The 20209-nt window shown below is 68.6% G+C and carries 14 protein-coding genes; 4 read left to right on the forward strand and 10 right to left on the reverse strand.

The window, feature by feature from the left end:
• The first annotated feature begins 9 nt into the window (after positions 1-9).
• Positions 10-969, forward strand: coding sequence for an aldo/keto reductase (locus tag ACFOSH_RS03000; RefSeq protein WP_378237054.1), 960 nt, complete (start codon positions 10-12; stop codon positions 967-969).
• The gene (locus tag ACFOSH_RS03005) at positions 966-1889 is read left to right on the forward strand and encodes an alpha/beta hydrolase (protein ID WP_378237055.1); all 924 of its coding nucleotides are present in this window, start codon (positions 966-968) and stop codon (positions 1887-1889) included. Before ACFOSH_RS03000 ends, ACFOSH_RS03005 begins: the two co-directional genes overlap by 4 nt.
• Here the strand turns inward: ACFOSH_RS03005 and ACFOSH_RS03010 are convergent.
• A complete protein-coding gene (locus ACFOSH_RS03010; RefSeq protein ID WP_378237056.1) occupies positions 1873-3318 on the reverse strand; it encodes a GMC family oxidoreductase in 1446 nt (481 codons plus the stop codon). The two genes, ACFOSH_RS03005 and ACFOSH_RS03010, sit on opposite strands and share 17 nt — an antisense overlap.
• A 138-nt stretch (positions 3319-3456) precedes the next feature.
• On the opposite strand from ACFOSH_RS03010, the gene ACFOSH_RS03015 reads away from it, so the two are divergent.
• The gene (locus tag ACFOSH_RS03015) at positions 3457-4890 is read left to right on the forward strand and encodes an aldehyde dehydrogenase family protein (protein WP_378237057.1); all 1434 of its coding nucleotides are present in this window, start codon (positions 3457-3459) and stop codon (positions 4888-4890) included.
• Positions 4887-5558, forward strand: coding sequence for a GntR family transcriptional regulator (locus ACFOSH_RS03020; RefSeq protein ID WP_378237058.1), 672 nt, complete (start codon positions 4887-4889; stop codon positions 5556-5558). Before ACFOSH_RS03015 ends, ACFOSH_RS03020 begins: the two co-directional genes overlap by 4 nt.
• Here ACFOSH_RS03020 and ACFOSH_RS03025 read toward each other — a convergent pair.
• The 9 genes from ACFOSH_RS03025 to ACFOSH_RS03065 all read right to left on the reverse strand — a co-directional run bounded on the left by ACFOSH_RS03025 (position 5555) and on the right by ACFOSH_RS03065 (position 20003).
• Positions 5555-6448: a helix-turn-helix domain-containing protein gene (locus tag ACFOSH_RS03025; protein ID WP_378237059.1), complete on the reverse strand. Its 894-nt coding sequence runs from the start codon at positions 6446-6448 to the stop codon at positions 5555-5557. The genes ACFOSH_RS03020 and ACFOSH_RS03025 overlap by 4 nt on opposite strands.
• Before the next feature lie 80 nt (positions 6449-6528).
• Complete coding sequence (locus ACFOSH_RS03030) at positions 6529-7005, reverse strand: hypothetical protein (RefSeq protein ID WP_378237060.1); 477 nt, start codon at positions 7003-7005, stop codon at positions 6529-6531.
• Positions 6998-7975 carry a hypothetical protein gene (locus ACFOSH_RS03035; RefSeq protein WP_378237061.1) on the reverse strand — a complete coding sequence of 326 codons (978 nt, stop codon included), beginning with the start codon at positions 7973-7975 and terminating at the stop codon, positions 6998-7000. Before ACFOSH_RS03035 ends, ACFOSH_RS03030 begins: the two co-directional genes overlap by 8 nt.
• Entirely contained in the window at positions 7972-10203 is a 2232-nt protein-coding gene (locus ACFOSH_RS03040; RefSeq protein WP_378237062.1) for a hypothetical protein, read from the reverse strand. Before ACFOSH_RS03040 ends, ACFOSH_RS03035 begins: the two co-directional genes overlap by 4 nt.
• Positions 10196-11269: a toll/interleukin-1 receptor domain-containing protein gene (locus ACFOSH_RS03045; protein WP_378237063.1), complete on the reverse strand. Its 1074-nt coding sequence runs from the start codon at positions 11267-11269 to the stop codon at positions 10196-10198. The genes ACFOSH_RS03040 and ACFOSH_RS03045 overlap by 8 nt, the downstream gene beginning before the upstream one ends.
• Positions 11270-11292: 23 nt before the next feature.
• Complete coding sequence (locus tag ACFOSH_RS03050) at positions 11293-13770, reverse strand: hypothetical protein (protein WP_378237064.1); 2478 nt, start codon at positions 13768-13770, stop codon at positions 11293-11295.
• 4 nt (positions 13771-13774) lie between these two features.
• Positions 13775-17077: a tubulin-like doman-containing protein gene (locus ACFOSH_RS03055; protein WP_378237065.1), complete on the reverse strand. Its 3303-nt coding sequence runs from the start codon at positions 17075-17077 to the stop codon at positions 13775-13777.
• A 17-nt stretch (positions 17078-17094) separates the two neighbouring features.
• Positions 17095-19674, reverse strand: coding sequence for a hypothetical protein (locus tag ACFOSH_RS03060; RefSeq protein WP_378237066.1), 2580 nt, complete (start codon positions 19672-19674; stop codon positions 17095-17097).
• Positions 19674-20003, reverse strand: coding sequence for a hypothetical protein (locus ACFOSH_RS03065; RefSeq protein ID WP_378237067.1), 330 nt, complete (start codon positions 20001-20003; stop codon positions 19674-19676). Before ACFOSH_RS03065 ends, ACFOSH_RS03060 begins: the two co-directional genes overlap by 1 nt.
• Between the last annotated feature and the right edge of the window lie 206 nt (positions 20004-20209).

Genomic DNA, 20209 nt, shown 5'->3' on the forward strand with positions numbered 1-20209 from the left:
GAGACCCGAATGCCCGTCATCCCCCAGCGCCGCATCGGCCGCGACGGCCCGCTCACCGGCGTCCTCTCGCTCGGCTCCTGGCACACCTACGACCGGATGGACTTCCGCGAGGCGGTGAACCTGGTCCGCACCGCGGTCGATTCCGGCATCACGCTGTTCGACGTCGGCGTCTACGGTTTCCCGGGCGCCACCGCGGTCTACACCGACGTGCTGTTCTCCGCCATGGTCCGCGCGGCCGGGCTCCGGCGGGAGGACTACCTGCTCTCCGCCAAGCTCTGGCTGGAGGGCTATCCGGAGCACGGCCTCCGCGACCAGCTGGACAACGCGTTGTTCCGCGCGGGCGTCGAACACGCCGATCTGGTGGTGCTGGGCGATCTCCGGCGCGAGGACACCGACCTGCACCAGCTGGTGCTGGATCTGAACGAACTCCGCGAGGCCGGGCTCATCGGGCAGTGGGGCGTGAACAACTGGTCCGCCGGCACGATCGGTGCCCTGCACGACTTCGCCGCGGCGGAGAACGTGCCCGGACCCGCCATCGCGCAGCTGAAGTACAGCGTCGCCCGGCGGTCCATTCCGGACGGTGCCCCCTTCAAGAAGGTCTTCGGCGAGCTCGGGGTCACGCTCCAGTCCTCGGACATCTTCGAGGGCGGGGTCCTGCTGGGCAAGAACAGCGGTGCCCGTCAGGTCGGCCGCGACCCCGGTGACATCCGCGAGCGCATCGCCGCCTCCGCCCCGGAACTCGCGAAGATCGCGAGCGGACTGGGTGCGACGCCGGCGCAGCTGTGCCTGGCTTTCACCCTCACCCACCCGGCCAACACGACCACGCTCTTCGGCGCGACGAGCACCGAGCAGCTCAAGGACAACCTGGGCGCCGTGGGCCTCGTCGAACGGGTGGGCGCGGACGAACTCCGTGAACTCGTCGCGCCGCACTGGGCGGACCAGGACATCGTCGACCCGGAGGGACCGTGACGGCCTTCGACCCCGAACTCGCCGAAGCGCTCAAAGGCCTGCCATCCGGACCGCCGTTGAGCGCGGAGTCGCTGCCGGGCATGCGGCAGGCCATGGCCGAGATGAACTTGAGCTGCGCCGAGGCGATCGGCGACCGGGATCTCGTCTGGGAAGACAGGACGGTTCCCGGTACCGGCGTCGTCGTCACCGTGGTCAAACCCCGCGGCGCTCAGGGCGCTCCGGGGTTCTACAACATCCACGGTGGCGGCATGGTGCTGGACGACCGGTTCGCCGACCTGCCCCGGATGGTCGCGCTCGTCGAAGAGTTCGGCTTCGTCGCGGTGACGGTGGACTATCGGCTCGCCCCCGAGCATCCGCATCCCGCGCCGCTGGAAGACTGTTACGCGGGCCTGACCTGGATGGTCGAGAACGCCGCCGAGCTCGGTTTCGACCCGGCCCGGCTGATCGTCGGCGGCGGTAGTGCGGGCGGCGGTCTCAGCGCCGGTATCGCCCTGCTGGCCAGGGATCGCGGTGGACCGGCGCTGGCCGGGCAGCTGCTGCTGTGCCCGATGATCGACAGCAGCAACGACTCCGCGTCCACAGTGGAATTCGCGGAACGCGGCGTTTGGGGACGGGAGGCCAACGAGTTCGGCTGGCGATCCCTCCTGAAGGGACAGACCTCGCCGTACGCGGTCCCGGCGACCGCGACCGACCTCGCCGGGCTCCCGCCCGCCTTCATCGAGGTCGGCGCGGCCGAGGTCTTCCGTGACGAGGACGTCGACTACGCGCGGCGCCTCTGGCTGGCGGGCGTGCCCACCGAACTGCACGTCTGGGCGGGCGCGTACCACGGTTTCGACCGGTTCGCCCCGGACAGCGAGGTGACCCGGGCCGCGCTCGCCGCCCGGGCCTCCTGGCTGCGCCGCACTATCCGCGGAGCATGAACCGTGCGGCCTGCTCGCCGACCAGCACCGCCGGCGCGTTGGTGTTGCCCGTGGTCACCCGCGGCAGCACCGACGCGTCGGCGATCCTGAGCCCGCTGATGCCGTGCACGGCGAGTTCCGGATCGACCACGGAGTCCGCGTCGGTGCCCATCCGGCAGGTCCCGACCTGGTGGTGGTAGGTGATGGCGGTCCGCCGGACGTACTCGCGGACGTCGGTGTCCGGCCCCGGGTACAGCTCGCGGGCACCCCAGCCCTCCGCCAGCGCGGCCGCCCGGCCGATCTCCCGGCACTGCTCCACCGACGCGACCAGGCTTTCGAAGTCTGCCGGATCCTCCAGCGCGGCGAGATCGATCAGTGGCATGTCGTCCGGGTCCGGCCCCGCAAGTCGCAAACTGCCTCGGCTGCGCGGTGTGACCATGCCCGCCATCAGCGAGAACCCGGTCTCCGGACCCGTCATCCACGACTCGTACATCGGCACGCTGAAGTGGATCGGCTGGGTGTCGGGTACCGCCAGCCCCGGGCGGCTGCGCCAGAACAGATGGGTCTGGGTGACCGAGCGGCCGGGCGCGGGCGGGTCGACCTGACGGCGGTCCGTCGCGAAGATGACCGGCGCGAGCAGATGGTCGTGCAGGTTCTTCCCGACGCCCGGCAGCTCCGCGACGACGTCGATGCCGTGCATCTCCAGTTCGTCGACCGGGCCGACCCCGCTGCGCAGCAGGATCGCCGGTGACGCCAGCGCACCGGCGGCGAGCACGACCTCGTCGGCGAAAACCTTGCGCAGTTCGCCGTCGACCTCGGCGAGCACACCGATCACCCTGTCGCCCTCGAAGAGCAACTGGTGGACCAGCGCTCCCGTGTGGACGGTCATCCGCTCGGCCGCGGGCCGCCCGTAGGCGAGCCAGGTGTTGAGCCGTTTGCCGTCCCTCGTGGTGACGCGCTGCACCGAGACGCCGTCGAGCTCGTCCCCGTTGTAGTCCGGGTTGAACGGCAGACCGGTCTGCACGGCCGCGTCCACAATGGACTGCTGGATCGGGTGCAGCGGCTCGTTCGGCACGACGTCGAGCAGATCCTTTTCGATCCGTTCGAAGACCGGGCGCACGTCGTCCCACCGCCAGCCGGGCAGGTCCCAGCCGTCGTAGTCGGCCGGAGCGCCGCGGACCCAGATCATCGCGTTGAGCGAATGCGACCCGCCGAGCACCTTGCCGCGCGGCAGGTGCAGCCGCCGGTTCGCCGCGTGCGGCTGCGGCACGGTGCAGTAGTCCCAGTCCTCCGGGCCGTGCCACAGCTCCCCCGCCCGCGAAGGGTCGTGGATGGCCGGGTTGGTGTCCGGCCCGCCCGCTTCGAGCAGGGTGACCCACGCTCCCGAGTCGGCCAGTCTCCTGGCGACCACCGAACCGGCCGAACCCGCTCCCACCACGATGACGTCCATGTCCCCCACCCTCGCAAGGCGCGAGGACGTCCGGCGGATTCGGTTCGCTGGCCGACAATCGGCGTGCCCTGGCGGGCAAGACCGGGGAGCCCGGTGCGCCCGATACTCGATCACACACCGGTCGAGGAGGAGCTAGCCATGGCCACACGCCTGTTCATCGACGGACAGTGGACCACCGCCGGAGGTGGGTCCCTGCCGACGTACGATCCGGCCACCGGCCAGGTGATCGAGGACGTCGGCACCGCGTCGGCCGCCGACGTGGACGCCGCTGTCGGAGCCGCACGGAAGGCACTGAACGACCCCACCTGGGCGGGACTGCTGCCGGTCCAGCGGGCCGCGCTGCTGTTCAAGCTGGCGAGCCTGGTCGACACGCACCACGAGGAGCTGGCCGCGCTCGAAACCCGCGACCAGGGTCAGCCGATCGGCATCTCCCGCCAGGTCAGCGTCACCGGCGCGGCCGAGCACCTGCGGTATTTCGCGGGCTGGGTGACCAAGATCCAGGGCACCACCAACCCGGTGTCCTTCCCGGACACGCTGCACTACACCCGCCGCGAGCCGGTCGGGGTGAACGCGCTGATCACGCCGTGGAACTTCCCGCTGATGATCCTGGTGTGGAAGCTCGCGCCCGCGTTGGCCACCGGCAACACCGTGGTGATCAAGCCCAGCGAGGTCACGCCGCTGACCAGCATCCGGCTGGTCGAACTGGTGGCCGAGGCCGGTTTCCCGCCGGGAGTGGTCAACCTGGTCACCGGTGACGGCGCGGTGGGCGCGCTCCTGAGCGGGCACGGCGACGTCGACCACCTGTCCTACACCGGGTCGACCGCGGTCGGGAAGCTGATCACGGCGGCGAGCGCGGAGTCGAACCTCAAACGGCTCACCCTCGAACTCGGCGGCAAGGCGCCCAGCATCATCGCACGCGACGCCGACATCGACGCCGCCGTCGCGGGCAACCTCGCGGGCGCGACGCTGAACAGCGGGCAGGTCTGTGCGGCGTACACCCGGTTCTTCGTGGACCGCGAGCGCGAACAGGAGTTCGTCGCGAAGCTGGCCGCCGGGCTGGAGGGCCTCAAGCTCGGACCGGGCCTGGACGAGTCCACCCAGCTCGGGCCGCTGGTGTCCGCGAAGCACCGCGAGCACGTGGACTTCCTGGTCTCGACCGGTCGTGAACAGGGCGCCGATCTCGTCACCGGCGGTCAGACACTGGACCGCGAAGGCTACTTCTACAAGCCGACGCTGTTCGCCGGTGTCGCCGACGACATGACGATCATGCGCGAGGAGATCTTCGGCCCGGTCCTCGCCGTCACCGCCTACGACGATCAGGACGAACTCCTGGCGCGCGCGAACGACACCGAATACGGGCTCGCGGCCACCGTGTGGACCCGCGATCTCGGTGTCGCGCAGCGGTTCGCCAATGGCATCCGGGCGGGTGCGGTGTTCGTCAACATGCCGCCGATCCCGGACATGGCCGCGCCTTGGGGCGGGTACAAGGCGTCGGGCTGGGGCCGCGAGATGGGGCCGTGGGCGATCGACGCGTACACCGAGATCAAATCAGTCTGGCTGCACTACTCGTGACCGCTGGCGACGCGGTGAACTCGACCGCGAAGAGCAAGTCGCAGATCGCCTACCACTGGATCAAGGCGCGGATCGACGACGGCACCTTCTCCCCCGGCTACCGCCTGGTGTTCGGGCAGATCGCGCAGGAACTCGGGGTCAGCACCGTGCCCGTCCGCGAGGCGGTCCGGCGGCTGGAGGCCGAGGGGCTGGTGACCTACGAGCACAACATCGGCGCACAGGTCGCGATGGTCGACGAGAGCGACTACCAGCACACCATGCAGACGCTCGCGCTGGTCGAGGGCTACGCCGCCGCGCTGGCGGCGCCGTCCTTGGCCGGCGATGTGCTCGACGAGGCCAAAGGGCTCAACGCGGAACTGACGGCCTGCCTGGACAACTTCGAGCCGTCGCGGTTCACCGCCCTGAACCGCGACTTCCACCGCGTCCTGTTCGGCACCTGCCCCAATCCGCAGGTGCTGGACCTGGTCAACCGCGGCTGGAACCGGCTGGCCGGGCTGCGCACGTCGACGTTCAGTTTCGTGCCCGGTCGCGCGCACGAATCCGTGCAGGAGCACCAGAAGATCCTCGACCTGTTCGACCGGAACGCCCCCGCCGGGGAGATCGAACTGGCCGTGCGCGAGCACCGGTTGACCACGCTGGAGACGTTCCTGGCCTGGCGGCACCCTTAGGACGGCACGGTCGCCGGCGGCGGGAACGCGTAGAAGCGCACCGAGAGTTCCTTCTCTTCCGCCGCCGGACGCCGACGGCGTTGGCAGTACCGCGTGATCAGCTCGCGGTACTCGGCCTCCAGTTCGCGGAATTCCGCTTCGGTCAGCCGCGTCGAGGTCCGCTGAGCCGTCGACCAAGGGCCGAACTCGTCGCGGTGCGCGGCCGCCCAGGACAGCAGGGCGACCTCGTTCGCGTACTTCGCGTCAAGGAACGCGGTGACCCGCTCCCGGTCCGCGCCGTCGTAGTCGTCCGGCCTCGGCTCACGCAGGTCTTGCGGGATCGAAATCCAGTTCCCTTTCCGGTCACGGCGTACGAAACCGGTGTCCTGCAGGGTCTTCAGGCATTCGGTGACCTCGGCTCTTTCGAGACCCGTCCGGCGCGCGACCTCCTCCGCGCTCGCAGGAAGCTCCCGCGTCACCCGCTGGAATCGTGGGTCCTCGCGCATCGCGATGTCGCGCAAGGTCACCAATCGCTTCGGCATCGCGGTGCTCAGCAGCCGCCTCGCGGCGAGGGCCAGCAGGACGGCGACCGGGATCTCGACGAAGACGGCGAGGGCGACACTGGCCCACCGCTCGGCCGACGTCCAGCCGAGCATGACGTCGAACCACGCGTCGCAGCACAACATCGCCGCTGTGGCGGACAGCAGCGGCACGGCCGCCCGGCGGCGTCGCAGCCCGAGCCACGCTCCGGCGGCGAAACAGAGCAACAAGGCGACGTCGAATCCGACCCAGGCCGCGCGCCACTGGCCGGTGTCGTACCGGTCGGGCAGCGTGTGCGCGAGGTAGACGGTCCAGGGCACGAGCAAGACCGCCGCGCCGGCGAGCAGCGTCAGCAGTATCCGTCGGATCATGACCACGACGGTAGGAGCGGACGGCGCTCGGGACATCCGGGCTTTTCCCTGGTCCCGCCTCAGGGTCGACCCGTCATGGCCTAACGCGGAAGCGAAGTGCCCCAGACCAGGAACCAGACGGCCACGAACACCAGGAGCAGCCAGCGCGGTGCGGCGCGGCTGCCGGCGAGTTTGGGCAGCCCGCGCTCGATGACCTCCTGTAACCGGTCGACGAATCTCATGACCACGCCGCCGTAGTCGTAGACCACCTGCGGCGGGATGTGACCCGACCGCCGGAAGGTACGGCTGAGCGCCCAGTCCGGCACGAGCAGGACGAACCGAAGGCCTTCGCCGACCTTCCTGGCGGGCCGGCACAGGGCCGAGCCCGCCCATGGCACGACGTACGTGACGAGCAGCCACGCGATGAGATAGCCGAAGGCTGCCGCGTAGACGAAGCCGAGGAAGATCCTGAACCACAGCGCGAACCCGAGCCGGTCGGCGGCCTCGTCGAGGAGACCGAAGAGACCGCCGATCAGTGGAAGGCCCGAAATCGGGTTCACGAGAACGGCATCAGGCATCGTCGTCTTCGTCATCATCATCGTCATCGTCGTCGTCCACGCGGCGGCTCGTGACCCGTGTCGGCGGCGGCTTCTCTTCGACCGCGACCGGAGTGCGCGCGGCGAGCGGGTTGACGTCGCCGATGTGATCCGCGACCGTCCTGGCCGCGTCGTTCATGATCTCCTTGACGTCGTGGCGGTTGACCAGCTTCTTCTCGATCAACATGTCCAGGACACCGCGGGCTTGCTCCGCGTTCTTGTCCTTTTCCCGCAGCACCAGGTTGATCACGGCCTTGGCGTCCTCGCCGTGTCCAGCGAGCACCAGGGCGAGCATGCTCATGTTGTCGGCGCGCAACGCCTCGCTGTACATGTCCATGCGCTGCTTCTTCAGCGCGAGATCGTTCTCTTCCCTGAGCATGGACAGTTGCCTGTCGTGCGCGGTCACCCGCAGTTCCTCCACATGCCTTCGCTGGCCGGCTTCAGGATCGATCAGCACCGAGCAGCGGTCGATCAGCAGCGCCGGGGACACGACGATCGGCTTGCCCTGATAAATCGCGTTGATCTCGGCCTCCGCCTGGGGGTTCTCCGTGAGCGAAAACTTGCGGGTGACCGTGCGCAGCTGTCCTTCGAGAGCACGTCGCACCTGACCGACCGGATCGTTGAGCCCGGTCCGCACCGCGATGATCGGGTCGGAGACCCGCCAGCTGACGTGCACGGTGGCGGGAAAGCGGAACGCTTCCTCTCGTGACGGCAGTTCGAGCGAGAGGACGTCGTCATGGGTGGTGAGGTCGACGGTGTACATCTCGCTCGGCGTGTCCAGCCAGAGTTCGCCCATGGTCAGCTTGCTGGTCGCGAGCTCGTAGGTACCGCGCCTGGTGAGGTAGACGATGGCCGTATGCCCCGACGAGGCCGGGTTGACCTTGCGCAGGCTCGCCCGGCTGACGTCCATGGTGCGCACGACCTTGCCGTCGTCAGCCGGTTCTTCACTCATCTCACGGTCCTTTCGTCGAAATGGAGCAGTAGTGTCCGTGCGGTTCCGGCCAGGCTCCGCTTCGCGGTGGCCAAGTATTCGAGGTGTTCGCGGATGCTTTCGAGTTCGCCGGATTCCTTGCCGACGTCGTAGAGAAAACGGGCGAGCGGCACGCGGAGCGTCTGATCGCGTCGCGCCCGCCGGACCCAGTTGGTGATCCTGGAATAGCCGCCGTGCAGAAATCCCGCGGCGATCAGGACCCGGCCGAACAGGGTGAGGATCTGTTCGCGGTGCCAGACGTCCTGATCGGCCACCCAGAGGAAGATCGGCCACTCCTCGACACTCTCGGCCACTTCCACGTCGTCCAGACAGCGGGAGATGAAGATCAGTGCCCTGAGGCCGGTCTCGCGCCGATACGGGAATCTCTCGTCCGCAGTCCAGTTCAGCAGGGTTTCCAGCACCGCCGGCCGTCGTTCCGGTTGCCGAAAGAGCCGGCAGAGACTCTCGCAGATCGCGAAAGAGAGAACGAAATCCCCCTGCCGCGCCGCGTACTTCAGCAGGGTCAGGACCTTGTCCGCGCTCATCGCCTCGGTCGTGCCAAGGGCCTGTGCCGCGGTCCTCCGTAAGGCCATCGGCATGTCCGGCTTCTTGATCCAATCGGTGAGCAGCCTGCTGATCACCCGGCCCAGTGCCGGGTCCCCGCTGGGTAACTGCAAGGCCGCCGCGGCCGCCCACCGCGGGGCGTAGCTGTCAGCCGTCGCCCACTCGCTGATGATCTTGCTGTAGATCGAGGGGAAGTCGTAACCGCTCAACAGGCCGACGGCCACCGCCGCCCGCATCCTCAGCCGATCGTTGTTCTGCTCACCGAGCTCGGTGAGCCATTCCCGGACGATCTCGAATTCCTCGCTGTACTGATCACAGACATGGTCCAGCAGCCATCGCGGGAATCGGTCGTCGTTGAACCGGACCTTCCGGACCGCCACGTCGCCGTACTTCAGTTGCAAGGTGTCTTGGAAGACTTCGGCCTTGGCGGCGGTGAGCCGCGTCTGGAGCGGGGTTTTGAACAACGGTTTCGCCCGGTCGAAGCGACGCGGGACCTCCACCGCCTTGATCCGCTTGGCGAGGATGGCCGCCGCGTCGGACACCAAGGTCACCGTCTCGTTGTTGAGCACCGCCAAGGCGATCTCGAAGGCCCGCTGCTCCGGGTCGGACTCCCGATCGAACCATTTCAGGAAACTGGCCCTGGCCACTCGGGAGTACCGCTCACGGACCCCGTCCAGGCCGATGCGGTCATGCGCCACCTGGACCAGCAGTGCACCGAGTTCGGCAAGTTCTCGTGGCGGCACGTCCTCGGTGACCTCGGCGATGATCTCCTTCACTTCGGGCCGGTTGAGCAGTGAGTCGGCCGTGCTCTCGGTGGGCGCCCCACGCAAGTGCCACTTGAGGTGCCGGGTCAGCAGGGTCTGCGGTTCGATCGCGCCGAGCTCATCGATGACGAACTCTCCGAATTCGCCCGCGGGCAGCGGCGCGGTCTCGCCGAGGATGACGATCATCATGCAACCCTTGTCCCGCATCAACTGACTGAGCCTTTCGGCGTGGAACAGTCGGAGCCCTGCCGCCTGATCCGGGTCGAACGATTCGAGCAGGTAGCCGTGGGAGTCCTCGAAATCGTTGGCGTCCAAGGCCTTGAGCCTCGTGTCGGGATCGAGTTTGCGCACCCCGGTACGGCAAGTCTGGTCGAGCAGGCGCAGTGCGGTCGTCGTCCTCCCGGAGCCGCTACGCGCCCTGACGAACACGAACTGACGTTCTTCCAGGGCCTGCCTCAGCCGCTGATAGCCCGCGGGCTCCACAAAGGACGCCCGGATCTGGTCGAGCATCGCGGACGAGACGGGCCCGCTGCGCAAGGTCGGGCCGAAGCGGCCCGCGTTCTCGGACGAGTAGTTGTCGCCGAGCGTCGCGACCGACGTCGACCCGAAGAAGATGTTGTTCGTACCGGTCCCGCCGAACCGGAACCCGCCGTCACCGAGCAACGATCGCAGGGCCTCGTCGAAGTTGTGGTTCAGCTCCTTCCACGTGGCAGGATCGGTGGCCGGCTCTTGTTCCGCCTCCGCGCCTTCCTTGGCATCGTCCGGCTGTGTCGGCTCAGATGTAGGCTGTGACGCTGGTTCGGGCTCCGATTCTTGCGGTTCGGCGTCGGCCGCCGGCTCGTCCGATCCTTCCTCCGGGGTGACGTCTTCGTCGTCAGCCATTCGAACCCCCGTAGTTGTTGTCGCCCAGATGATGAACAGAGGCCTGACCGAGGAAGACAGTGTTCATCGTCTTGCCCGGCGCCGTGTCCTTCGGTTCCCCGGGAACCGGAGGCTTCGCGTAGCCGGGCACGCGCAGGAAGAGCGCGCTGCCGTCCGGCTGGGTCACCTGCCGGTAGCTCGCCGCACCGGCGCGTCCCGTCCGGAGCACGTGGTCATGGATGCGTTGCGAGGCGACCACCACGCAGTCGGCCTTGGGCGCGGCCGCCAGCGTTTCGTCCACGACGGCCGCGGTGACCGAGGCTTCGGTCGCGGCGACGTCGAGGCACCGCAGGCCGTTGCCTGCCGGCACCTCGCCCTCGTGCACACCGATCCGGAAGGTCGTGCCGGACAGCCGGGCGAGCCGGTCCTCGGCGACCGATTCGAGCGCGGGGATCACGGTGGACAGCACTTCGGCCGCCGTTCGCTCCGACACCGGGATCACCGCCGTGCTCCGGGAAGCAGTCCGCGACCGCAACTCCGGCGGAACCTCCACCCTGCCGCGGGTGAGGGCGATTTCGAGGATCCGGTCGAGGTCCAGGTCCGGGTTCTCGGTGGCGAGGACCAGAATGGTCCCCTTGACCGTCTTCAGGACCGGTGTGCGCTTCATTTTCGCGATGAGCATCTTCACCACGGTGGCCGGTGAAGCGTCCCTCGCGTCGAGGTAGCCGATGGTCTCCCGGAGCCCCGGGATCTTCGTGTCGTCGAAGCGGATCGGCAGGATGTAGGCCCCCGCGCTGCGGATGGCGCGTGCCTGAGCGGAGCGGCGTTCGTGGTTCGGCCAGACCTTGCGCGCGAAGTCCGCGGAGGCGAACAGCAGGCAGAACCGCGACTGGTAGTTGTAGACCTCGTCGAGATGCGTGTAGGTGTCCTCGCCCCACATGTCCACGGTCTTGTACTCGTCGAAGAAGACCTTGACGCCTTCCGCCTCCAACAGCTCGGCGACTTCCCTCGCGTAGTCGCGTTGCTGCCCGGCGAAGGACAGGCAGACGTCGTACTGCTGCTCGGCGGATCGATCTTGGTCGGTCATTCCCATGCTCCTTGATGTCCGGATCAGCCGACGTCGCCGACGATTTCGGTGGCGGGCGGTTCGTCGGCGAGTGGCTCGCGGGCGAACAGGGCCAGATCGGACCAGACGATCGGCGGGGTCGCGTCGAGTCGCGCGGAATGCGCGGTGACGGGGTCCTCGGCCAGATCCGGTGAGCCGATCGGCGTCGAGGTCGCCGTGTGCTCCGGGCCCAGCGCTTCCGGCAACCAGACCCGTGTCGCGTTCGTGACGGCGCGGTAGCCGGACCCCGCGTTCCAGTACCGGGTGTTGAACGTCCCTTCGCCCGTCTCCCCCGTGGCCCGGAGGCCGGTGAAGAACGAGATGGCCGGAGTCGGTTCGCCGTCGACGGGCGAGACGGTCGGGAACAGCTCTTCGAGTCGTTGGCCGGGGAGCTCGTCGATGACGTGCGCGCGGATTTCCTCGACGAGGAGCTCCTCTGCCGCGCCTTTGCGCAGGTCCGTCCACAGTGCCCGGCGGGCGGCGGGCTCGGTGTCCGGATCCGGCAGGGGATCCGCTTTGGCGAGTCCCCTGTCGAATTTGAGCGCGGACATCGACTTCGCGACGATTCCCTCGTACAAGGCGGAGATCCAGCCGCCGACGAACGCCCGGCCGCCGACGATCGCCGTGAGCCGTGCCAGCGTCGGCGGCGCGATCTCGGCCGCAGCCACCCCGAACGCCCACGGCCGGGGCAGCGCCGCGAGGTCGGCGGGCGTCACGGTGGGCGCCGCCGTACCGTCGCAGCCGGAGTGCGTGACCATCGCGATCGTCATGGCCACCTCTTGATACTCGCCACACGCGGTCGTGAGCCGGATCAGTTCGGCCGCCTCGTGTTCGGCGACGCGGTGAGCGTCCTCGTATTCGGTCGTGATCCGGATGAACCCGCGCGCGTCGGACAGCCACAGGCGGAGCCCATAGGTCATGACGATCGCCGAACAGACGACGAAGCCCGCGGCGGAACCGCCGGCGAGCAGCGCGGCCCGCGACCAGTCGAGCCTTCCGGTGAAGCCGGCGACCAGGCCCCCGACGGTCCCGGTCACGGCCAGCACGCAGATCACCAGCCAGGCCCACCACAGCCGCTTCGTCAGCGTGAAACTCGCGGACAACGCCGGCGCTGCCTCACGCAGGCGCTTCAACGCGGCCAAGAAGGCGTTCTTCGCGGCGTTCGCGTCGTCGAACAGGCGGGTGCCGATACCGGACAGCAGTGAACCGGGCTGTTCGTCCTGCCATTCGCGCAGCGACTTCTCCGAGGCGGGCGGAGCCGGGCTGATCGATGCCGGGCCGAGCACCTCGCGCCGCGCGCCGGACACCGGTTCCACACAGCCGTCAGGGAGTCTTCCCGCGTCGGCCAGGCCGAAGGCGAGCTGCCGCAAGCGCGTCCACTCGGCGGTGAATCCGCCTGGCCTGGCGTGCCTCGCGACGTCGGAGAGCAACGCCCGCGCCAGGTCCACCGTGCCCTTGGTGACCTCCAGATCTGGAAGCTTTCCCGTGTCCAGGTTCCGGTCGTCGAGTCCCACCACCACACCGGTCTCCGCTTCGACCTGGAGCCGCAGTGCGAACCGCCTGACCCGGTCATGGGCCCCGTCGACGACCACCGAGCCGAGTTCCCGGCGCAGTTCGGGGATCCGCCCGCGGACGAACAGTCCCAGCAGCCGGAACACCTGCACCGGTGTGATCCGCAGAGGACGGCGACCTCGGCCGGTGTACGGCGTGCGGCGCACCCGTACTCCCGGCCCGTCCAGGAACTCGACGGTGGCACGCTCGACGATCCCGTCCGGATCCGCGGCGGGCACGGCCTTCGCGCGGAGCGCCACCCATTCCGGATCGCGGCGGTGCGACAGCGTCGTGCGCACGAGTTCCGCGGCGATGCCGTCGCCGCGCAGGGCACGCGCGTGGGCGCGCACCAGCCGGACGCGGGGTTCCTGGTGCCCGGCACCCGCCACGTCGTCGTCGAACGGGGCGTCGTCCATCCCCGGCCAGATCCCCCCGATCGTGGCGACCGCGAGGGCGGCGTGCGCGGCCAGATCACCGGCGGTGTGGATCTCGCGGCTGGTGTGGAGGGGATCCACGCCGTCCTGGTCCACCACGACCGCGGTGGTGTCCCACCGGTTCGACAGCACCGATCGGGGCACCTTCGCCACCCCTGTCAACGGCACCAGGACGCCCACTGTGGACAGTCGCTGGCCTCGGCCGAGATGACGCTCGACGAGGCCCTTGACCCGCAAGGAAAGTGCGACCGCTCCGGAGTCGCTCTCGCTTCCGGTCAAGGTCTGCAGGCAGAGCAGGCGCACGCGATCGTATTTGACCGCCGCCAGCGCGTCGAGCAGCGGGACCGGTTCGGTGTCCTGATCGCTGCGGCGTACCCAGTGCCTGCCTTCTTTCTCCTCCTCCCACCACAGAAACGGCCGGACGAGACCTGCCGCTCCCCAGGCCAGCAGCACCTCCCTGGTTTCCCTTGCTCCGATGACGACGGTGATGGTCCGCACCGGCTCACCCCACATCGGACGGATCGATGGTTTCACCGTTGACCACGGCGTCGTGGAAGGTCGCGAGGGCGCTCCAAATGTCTTCCCGTATCTCCCAGGCGCGCGAGACGCCGAGCGCCGAAGCGGCGTTGAGCGGCAGATCGCGGAACGAGTCGTAGTGGTCCTGGTACTTCTGCACGTACTGGAGGGCGAACTTCACCCGGTCCTCCGGCGGGTCGTGCCTGGTTCCCGCGACCTCCGGTTCGGGAATGGGCGCGCCCGCCCCGGTGAGCCCGTCCTCCAACCAGCGCGCGAGTTCACCCCGGTCGCTGAGTTCGTCCTGTCGCTCCAGCGATTCACCGAGCTGGATCAGCCGTTCGTACGGCGCGGAATCGGCGACGCCGACGACGGTGAGGGCCACGGACTCGAGCACCGCGGGCAGCCACTCGTTGAGCTTGCGGATCTTCTTGCCCAGCAACGGGAAGGGGAACTTCACGTAACCGTCCGGGGTCCACACCCCGGTGGGCACGGTGCGCAGATCGCCGCCCTCACAGTTGATCTGGTTGAGGAACCGCGCCAGGAACCAGCCTCGAACGATGTTGCGGCGGACGGCGGGAGGACACGGCACGAACCACGGCAGCCCCCTCGCCCGGCGCCAGGTCCAGAAGCCCGCCATGTTCGGCTGGCTCTTCTCCTGCTGCCACTGCGCGGCGATCGGACGCGTGAGCGAGGAGATCACCGCGGGCTGCACCGGCGCGTCGAGAAAGGTGAAGATGTCGATCCGCTCGGTGTCCCGCGTCCCGAGCAGCTGCCCGAAGTCGGCGTCGCTGTGCGAGGCGAAGACCTTGCGTGCGGCGTCCTGCCCCGGATGACCGTTCGGGAACGGCAGCGGTGTCATCACCTCGCGGTAGCCGAGGGACCGCTGGTGCACCCGCATCAGGGCGGGCGCGTCGATCGCGATCAGCGGGCGCGACAGTTTCACCGCCTGCGCCAGCAGGTTGCGGAAGTTCTCCAGCCGGAGTTCGTGTTCCTGCCGCCGGTCGCCCTTCTCCGCCAGATAGGTACCCAGTGTCTGGCCGAGGTGCCGGGCCATCGGTGTGTCCGGGCGCCGGATCCAGTCGCGGGCGCGCTCTCGCAGCGCGGTCAGGGCCAGTCCGGTCTTGAACTTGGCGGAGGACGGGCTTTGTGCCTGCCGCAGCCGCACGTCGCGAGGCACCCAGCGCTTCGTGGTCTCGACGGCGCTTTGGTCCTGCCCGGTGATCACCGCGCTCCGTGCCCGCGTGATCGCGTTGCCGTCGTTCTCGTCGTTCGACTGCGCCCGCAGCAGCCGGGTGAACTCTTCGGGGTACGAGCTCACCCGCTCCAGCACGAGCTCGTTGCCCGCGGGGTAGTAGGAACCGGGGACCGGTGCGTCCTCGACCGGCCAGCCCGGCACGGGCGACGGCTGGACGGACGAACCCGCGCGATCCGCCTGCAGGCTGTCGAGGCCGCCGACCAGCGCCGTCCTCAGTGGGTCGAGCAGGTTGTCCCCGATGTCGCGGATGAGCTCGATCGCCAGTTCGTGCACCAGCACTTCGGTGTGGTTGTGGAAGCAGTCGATGGCCGCGTCGACGGCCTGCGCCACCTTGGGGTGGTCGGCGGGCATCGTCGTCGTGCCGGAGAGCGCCGCGCTGACCCGGCTGTTCATCTCGCTGACCATGCGCTTCTGGCTGTTCAGTTCGTCGACCAGCTCTTTGACGACGATTTCGGTCAGCTCGGTCTTCACCTGCCGGAGCACGTCGACCGCCACCGGACCGCCTTCGGCCGCGAGCAGGTCAGCGGTGTGCTTCTGGATCACCTTCTGCAGATCGCGGATCCACCCTGTGGTGGCTTCGAAGTAGCGCGCTTCACAGGCGGCGAACTCCGTCGTCCACTGTTCGGTCATGCGCTCGGTGACGCGTTTGGCCACCAGCCGCGCGTCGGCCCTCGACGGCCATTGCGCCCGCACCCGGTCGAGCAGCTTCGGCCTGATCTGTGCGCGGACGTCGTCGCGCGCCTTGTCGCTGCTCAGCCCGCCCCGGATCGCGTCGAGGATGTCGTTGCGGTGCGGTCCCTGTTCGTCGAGGCCGCAGTTGGAGAGGAAGCTCCGTACCGACACCTCCACCCGGTCCTGCCGCGCTTTCTCCTCGTTAACCACCTTTTCGTCGGCGACGCGCCAATGGCCGGAGAGCACGTGCTCGACGGCTTCCCTGGTCAGCCGATCGGTGCTGTACCCGGCGAAGCGGTCCAGTCCGATGCCGACCGACGCGCAGCCGAAGGAGCTGAGCGGGATCTCGGTGTTGTCGCCGGTCAGTCCCGTCCGGTCCGGTCCGTTGGCGCGCGAGGCCCAGTTCCCGATCTCGTAGCTGGAGAACCTGGACTGGATCTCCGGGCTGGTGGCCCACACGGTCATCCCCCGGGCCACCGCCTCGTAGACCTCGCCCTGGTCCGAGTAGTTCACCTGGCCGTTGGTGCGGCCGATCAGGTACGGGATCCGCGGTCCGCGGGTGGTGATCCGGTCCACCGCGGCCGCGCCCGCCGCGCGCAGGAACGAGAACTCGTCCGGCGACGACGCCTCGCCGTTCCACCGGCCGTTGAGCAGTTCGCAGACGGTCGCCAGCGCGTTGGGGTTGATCCCGGCTCGGTCCGCCGGCGACAGCTCGTCGAAGACCTCCGGCGTGTACATCACGGAGACCAGGCGGCCCTGCACGCTCGGTTCGAGCTGACGCAGCATGTCGCAGACGTCGAGGAACAGCCCGGAACCCGAGCCGCCCGCGAGCGAGGTGACCACCACGACCTGCGTGGGATTCTGGCTGGGCACCCCGTTCCCGGTCAGCCGTCGGCAGACTTCGCTGAACTCTTCGTTCGCCTGCTCACTGTGCAGCGCGTTGACCGCGGTGCGGAGCCGTTCGTGCGCCGAGGCCATCCGCGCGCCGAGAATGACGCGCCCCACCGCGCGGAACCGGCCGCCGCCGGACTCCGGCGCGACGTTGCACTCGTCGGGATCCGGCCGCCAGCCGGCCGTGTGCCGGACGACGGGGTCGCCGTTCGCGCACAACATCTCGTCGACGTCCCGATAGGTCAGCCCTTCGACCGCCAGCCCGACGTAGTCGCTGGGCGGCAGCAGCGGGATCCGTTCCGGCCTGCGGTCCTGTTCGAGCGGCACGTCGATGTGGATGAGCTGCCACGCGGCGGGCAGGCCGCCGTCGTACCCGCGTTCCGCGAGGTATTCGAGCAGCCGGGCCCGGAGCATCCGCAGCGTGACCCCGCCGGATCCGCCGACGCCGACGACGAGGAACTTCTGCAACATCAGGTTCTCCTAGAGAGTCATTTGGGCGGGATGAACGGTTCCGGCTCCGGTTCCGAGTCCGGTATGGGACCGGTTTCCCGGGGCTGGATCCGGTCGGCCGAGTTGCGGACCTCGGCGGGCACTTCCCTTTCGACGGCTTCCAGCAGGCGCCCGAGTTTTGCCCCGATGTGGAAGTCGGTCACGAACAGGTGCAACGTCCCGCGAAGCGGCCCCTGGGTATCGGGTGACACCTGGTCGATGACGAGCACCCAGGTCTGGCCGAGGTCGAAACCGACCCGGCCCCAGTCGGCTTTCCTCCGCCCGCCACCCGCGGCCGTGAGGACGCCGGCACCGCCGGCCCGGACGGTTCCGTGGGGCAGAGCCCACGGCAGAACCGGGATCCGGCGGCCGAAATTCAGCACGCCGGACGCGAAGCTCTTGCACCTCTCGCTGGGGGCGCCGTCGAGGTAGCTGAACGACTGCACGTCCAGTACCTCTCGGAGCGGTCTCGCCGTCGCTGCGTCGCGGACGTCGATGCTCGTGACCTCGACGTCGCGTTCGGCATGGCGGATCTGCCCGGGATCGAGGTACCGCGCGGACCACCGATTCAGCAGCCACAGCAGCACGAAGGGCAGGAGTACACCGCCCACGACGATCAGGACGAACAACGCCCACTGCGTGACCGCGTCCGGTGGACGGTCCATTTGGAACCGCACCGGGACGTTCAGTTCACGTGAGGATTCGCCGTCCGCGGTGAGCGTCGCGGTGAACTCCCCCTGCGCGACTCCGCTGCGCACGTTCTCCGGCGAGACCTCGACGGCGACCTGAGTGCTCTGGCCCGGTCCGACCCGCACGCAGCGCTGGGGATCGGTGGCGTCCGGAGTGAACCGGGTCGCCATCGCCCCGGTGTTCGGCGGGATCCGGGTGAACCTGGGGGTGAACCAGACGCATCCCTTGCCGCCACGTCCGCCGGTGATGGTCAGCGAGCCGGTCGTCGTGCCGCTGTCGAGGATCGGCGGCAGATCCAGGGCGCCGGTGACCGTGGGGTACGCCGACGGAGGTTTGACCGTCACCTGCCGAGTCACCACGCGCGGCTGCAACCTCAGGCCGGACGCCGTCACCACGTCGAGGGTCACTTTCAGCGTCGCGACTGAAGAGCTCGTGGTGTCGGGCATCGCGAAGCCCGCTGTGTACGAACCTTCTGCTCCAGGGCTCACCGGGATGTCCTCCGTCTTCCCCTGCGGATCGGTCAACGACGCGGAAACCTTGGCGGAGCGCACGAAATCGGCCGGGGTCCGCGGCGACCCCGCCGTGTCGGTCACCCGGATCCGGAAGTCGGTGCGCTTCCCCGCCTGGAACTCGGGTGCCTCGGGGTCGATCACCGGGACCAGGCCACCGAACACGGTGAGCTGCGACTGCGCGATCGCCGCGGGATTGGTCCCGCCGGTGTCGACGAACCGGACGGTCCAGGTGCCCACCCATTCCGGCGCCGCCGCGGGCAGCCGCCCGTCGACGACCAGATCCGACGCGGTCAGCGCCGAGACGGTGAGTTCGGCACCGCCGACGGTGAGCGGGCTTCGATGGTCGGCGGTGAGCCGGACGGTATTCCCCTTGGGCGGGGTCACGTCCACCGCGATCCCCGGGCCGCCGAGCTTGAGCAGCAGGTGGAATTCGCGAAGGGACTGATCGAGGGCGAAGCGCTGAGCGCAGCGTTCGTCGGCGGGCGAGGCGAGCGCGCACACCGTGACCGGCTGCGGCGACGGGACAGGAGTGCCGCCGAGCGCCTGCGCGATCGCGGAGTCGAACGCGCTGCGCAACTCTTCGAGGCCACCGACGGCCACGTACTTACCGGGCGGGCTGTTCGAGTCGCCGCAGTGGCTTCCCGGTGCGTCCCGTTCGGCGATGGACTGCAGGAACCCCTGTTCCCGGCTGGCCAGCCCGAGCGCGACGATGGCCGTGCCCGCCTCGCGAAGCTGGTCGGTCAGCTGTCCCGGTCCACACAGGAACTCCTTGCCACGAGAGACGATCGCGTCGAGGTCGGTGCGGCTCGCGCCGCCGCCGTAGGGCCGTTCGAGGTTCTTCGTCGTCAGCTCGTACATCCCGTCGGTGAACAACAGCAGGAGACGGCAGGGCGGCTGGGTGCCGCTCACGGCGTCTTTGCGGACGAACTCGTTCTGGGCGCCGAGCAACGCCGTGGCGAAATCGGTGTCGTTGGCCGTGTCCCGCTCGGCGAATCCCTTGGCCTGGCCTTCGAGGTCACCGATCGTCGAGGGATTCAGTTCGCGCCACGGACCCGCCGCGAACGACGTGCCGAATCCCGCGAGCTGCACTTCTATCGATTTCTTCGGCGTTCCTTCACCGGTCGAGCCGTACCTGGCGAGCGTTCGCAACATGCTCACCAGCGCGTCGACCCGATTCGCGTCGCGGTCGGTGCTCTTGAGACTTTTGGATTCGTCGACCAAGGCCAGCACGGCGAGCTTTCCGCGCGCGGTGAAACACGAAGCGACCTCGCTGTACGCGGTCGCCGGGCCGTTTTGTGCGGAGGCGCTGCCCACCGGCGAAAAGGTCGTCAGGGTGAATACCAGCAGGACCGGCAGCAGGCGGATGAACCGCGTCATCAGCGCACCGCCAGTTCCGCGGCGATCGACCAGGCGTGGGCCCCGGAGGCGACGATTCCGCCCAGCAGCACCGCGGACCAGCCGAACCGGGCCGAAGCCGACGCCAGGTACACCACGTCCGGCGCGGTACGGCGATTCATGTCCACCTTCATGAACACCGTGATCAATCCGGCACAGACCACCGATCCCAGCAGATAACCCGTGAGGTGGCTGCCGAAATCTCCGAAGAGGAGCAAGATGTACGAGCCTGCCACCGAAACCACGGCCAGCAGCAGAATGACCATCGGCGGCCGCTTCTCCTGCCATGAGTCGGCGTATTCATCGTTCATCGCGGACATCCATCCGTTTCAGTCTTCAGGCCGGGCCACCACATAGTCGATTACTCCGATCGCCGTATCACGCTTTGGTCAGCCTTTGTCCAGAAGTTGTCAAAGATGACGCCGGTGCCCGTTTTCTGGACGTCTCACCGTGCGGTTGGTCAGAATCTGGACAAATATCCGTGCTTCCGGTGAATCCGGTGGCGAAACAAGGCAGG

The organism is Amycolatopsis speibonae (genome assembly GCF_042647925.1).
Taxonomy (GTDB): domain Bacteria; phylum Actinomycetota; class Actinomycetes; order Mycobacteriales; family Pseudonocardiaceae; genus Amycolatopsis; species Amycolatopsis speibonae.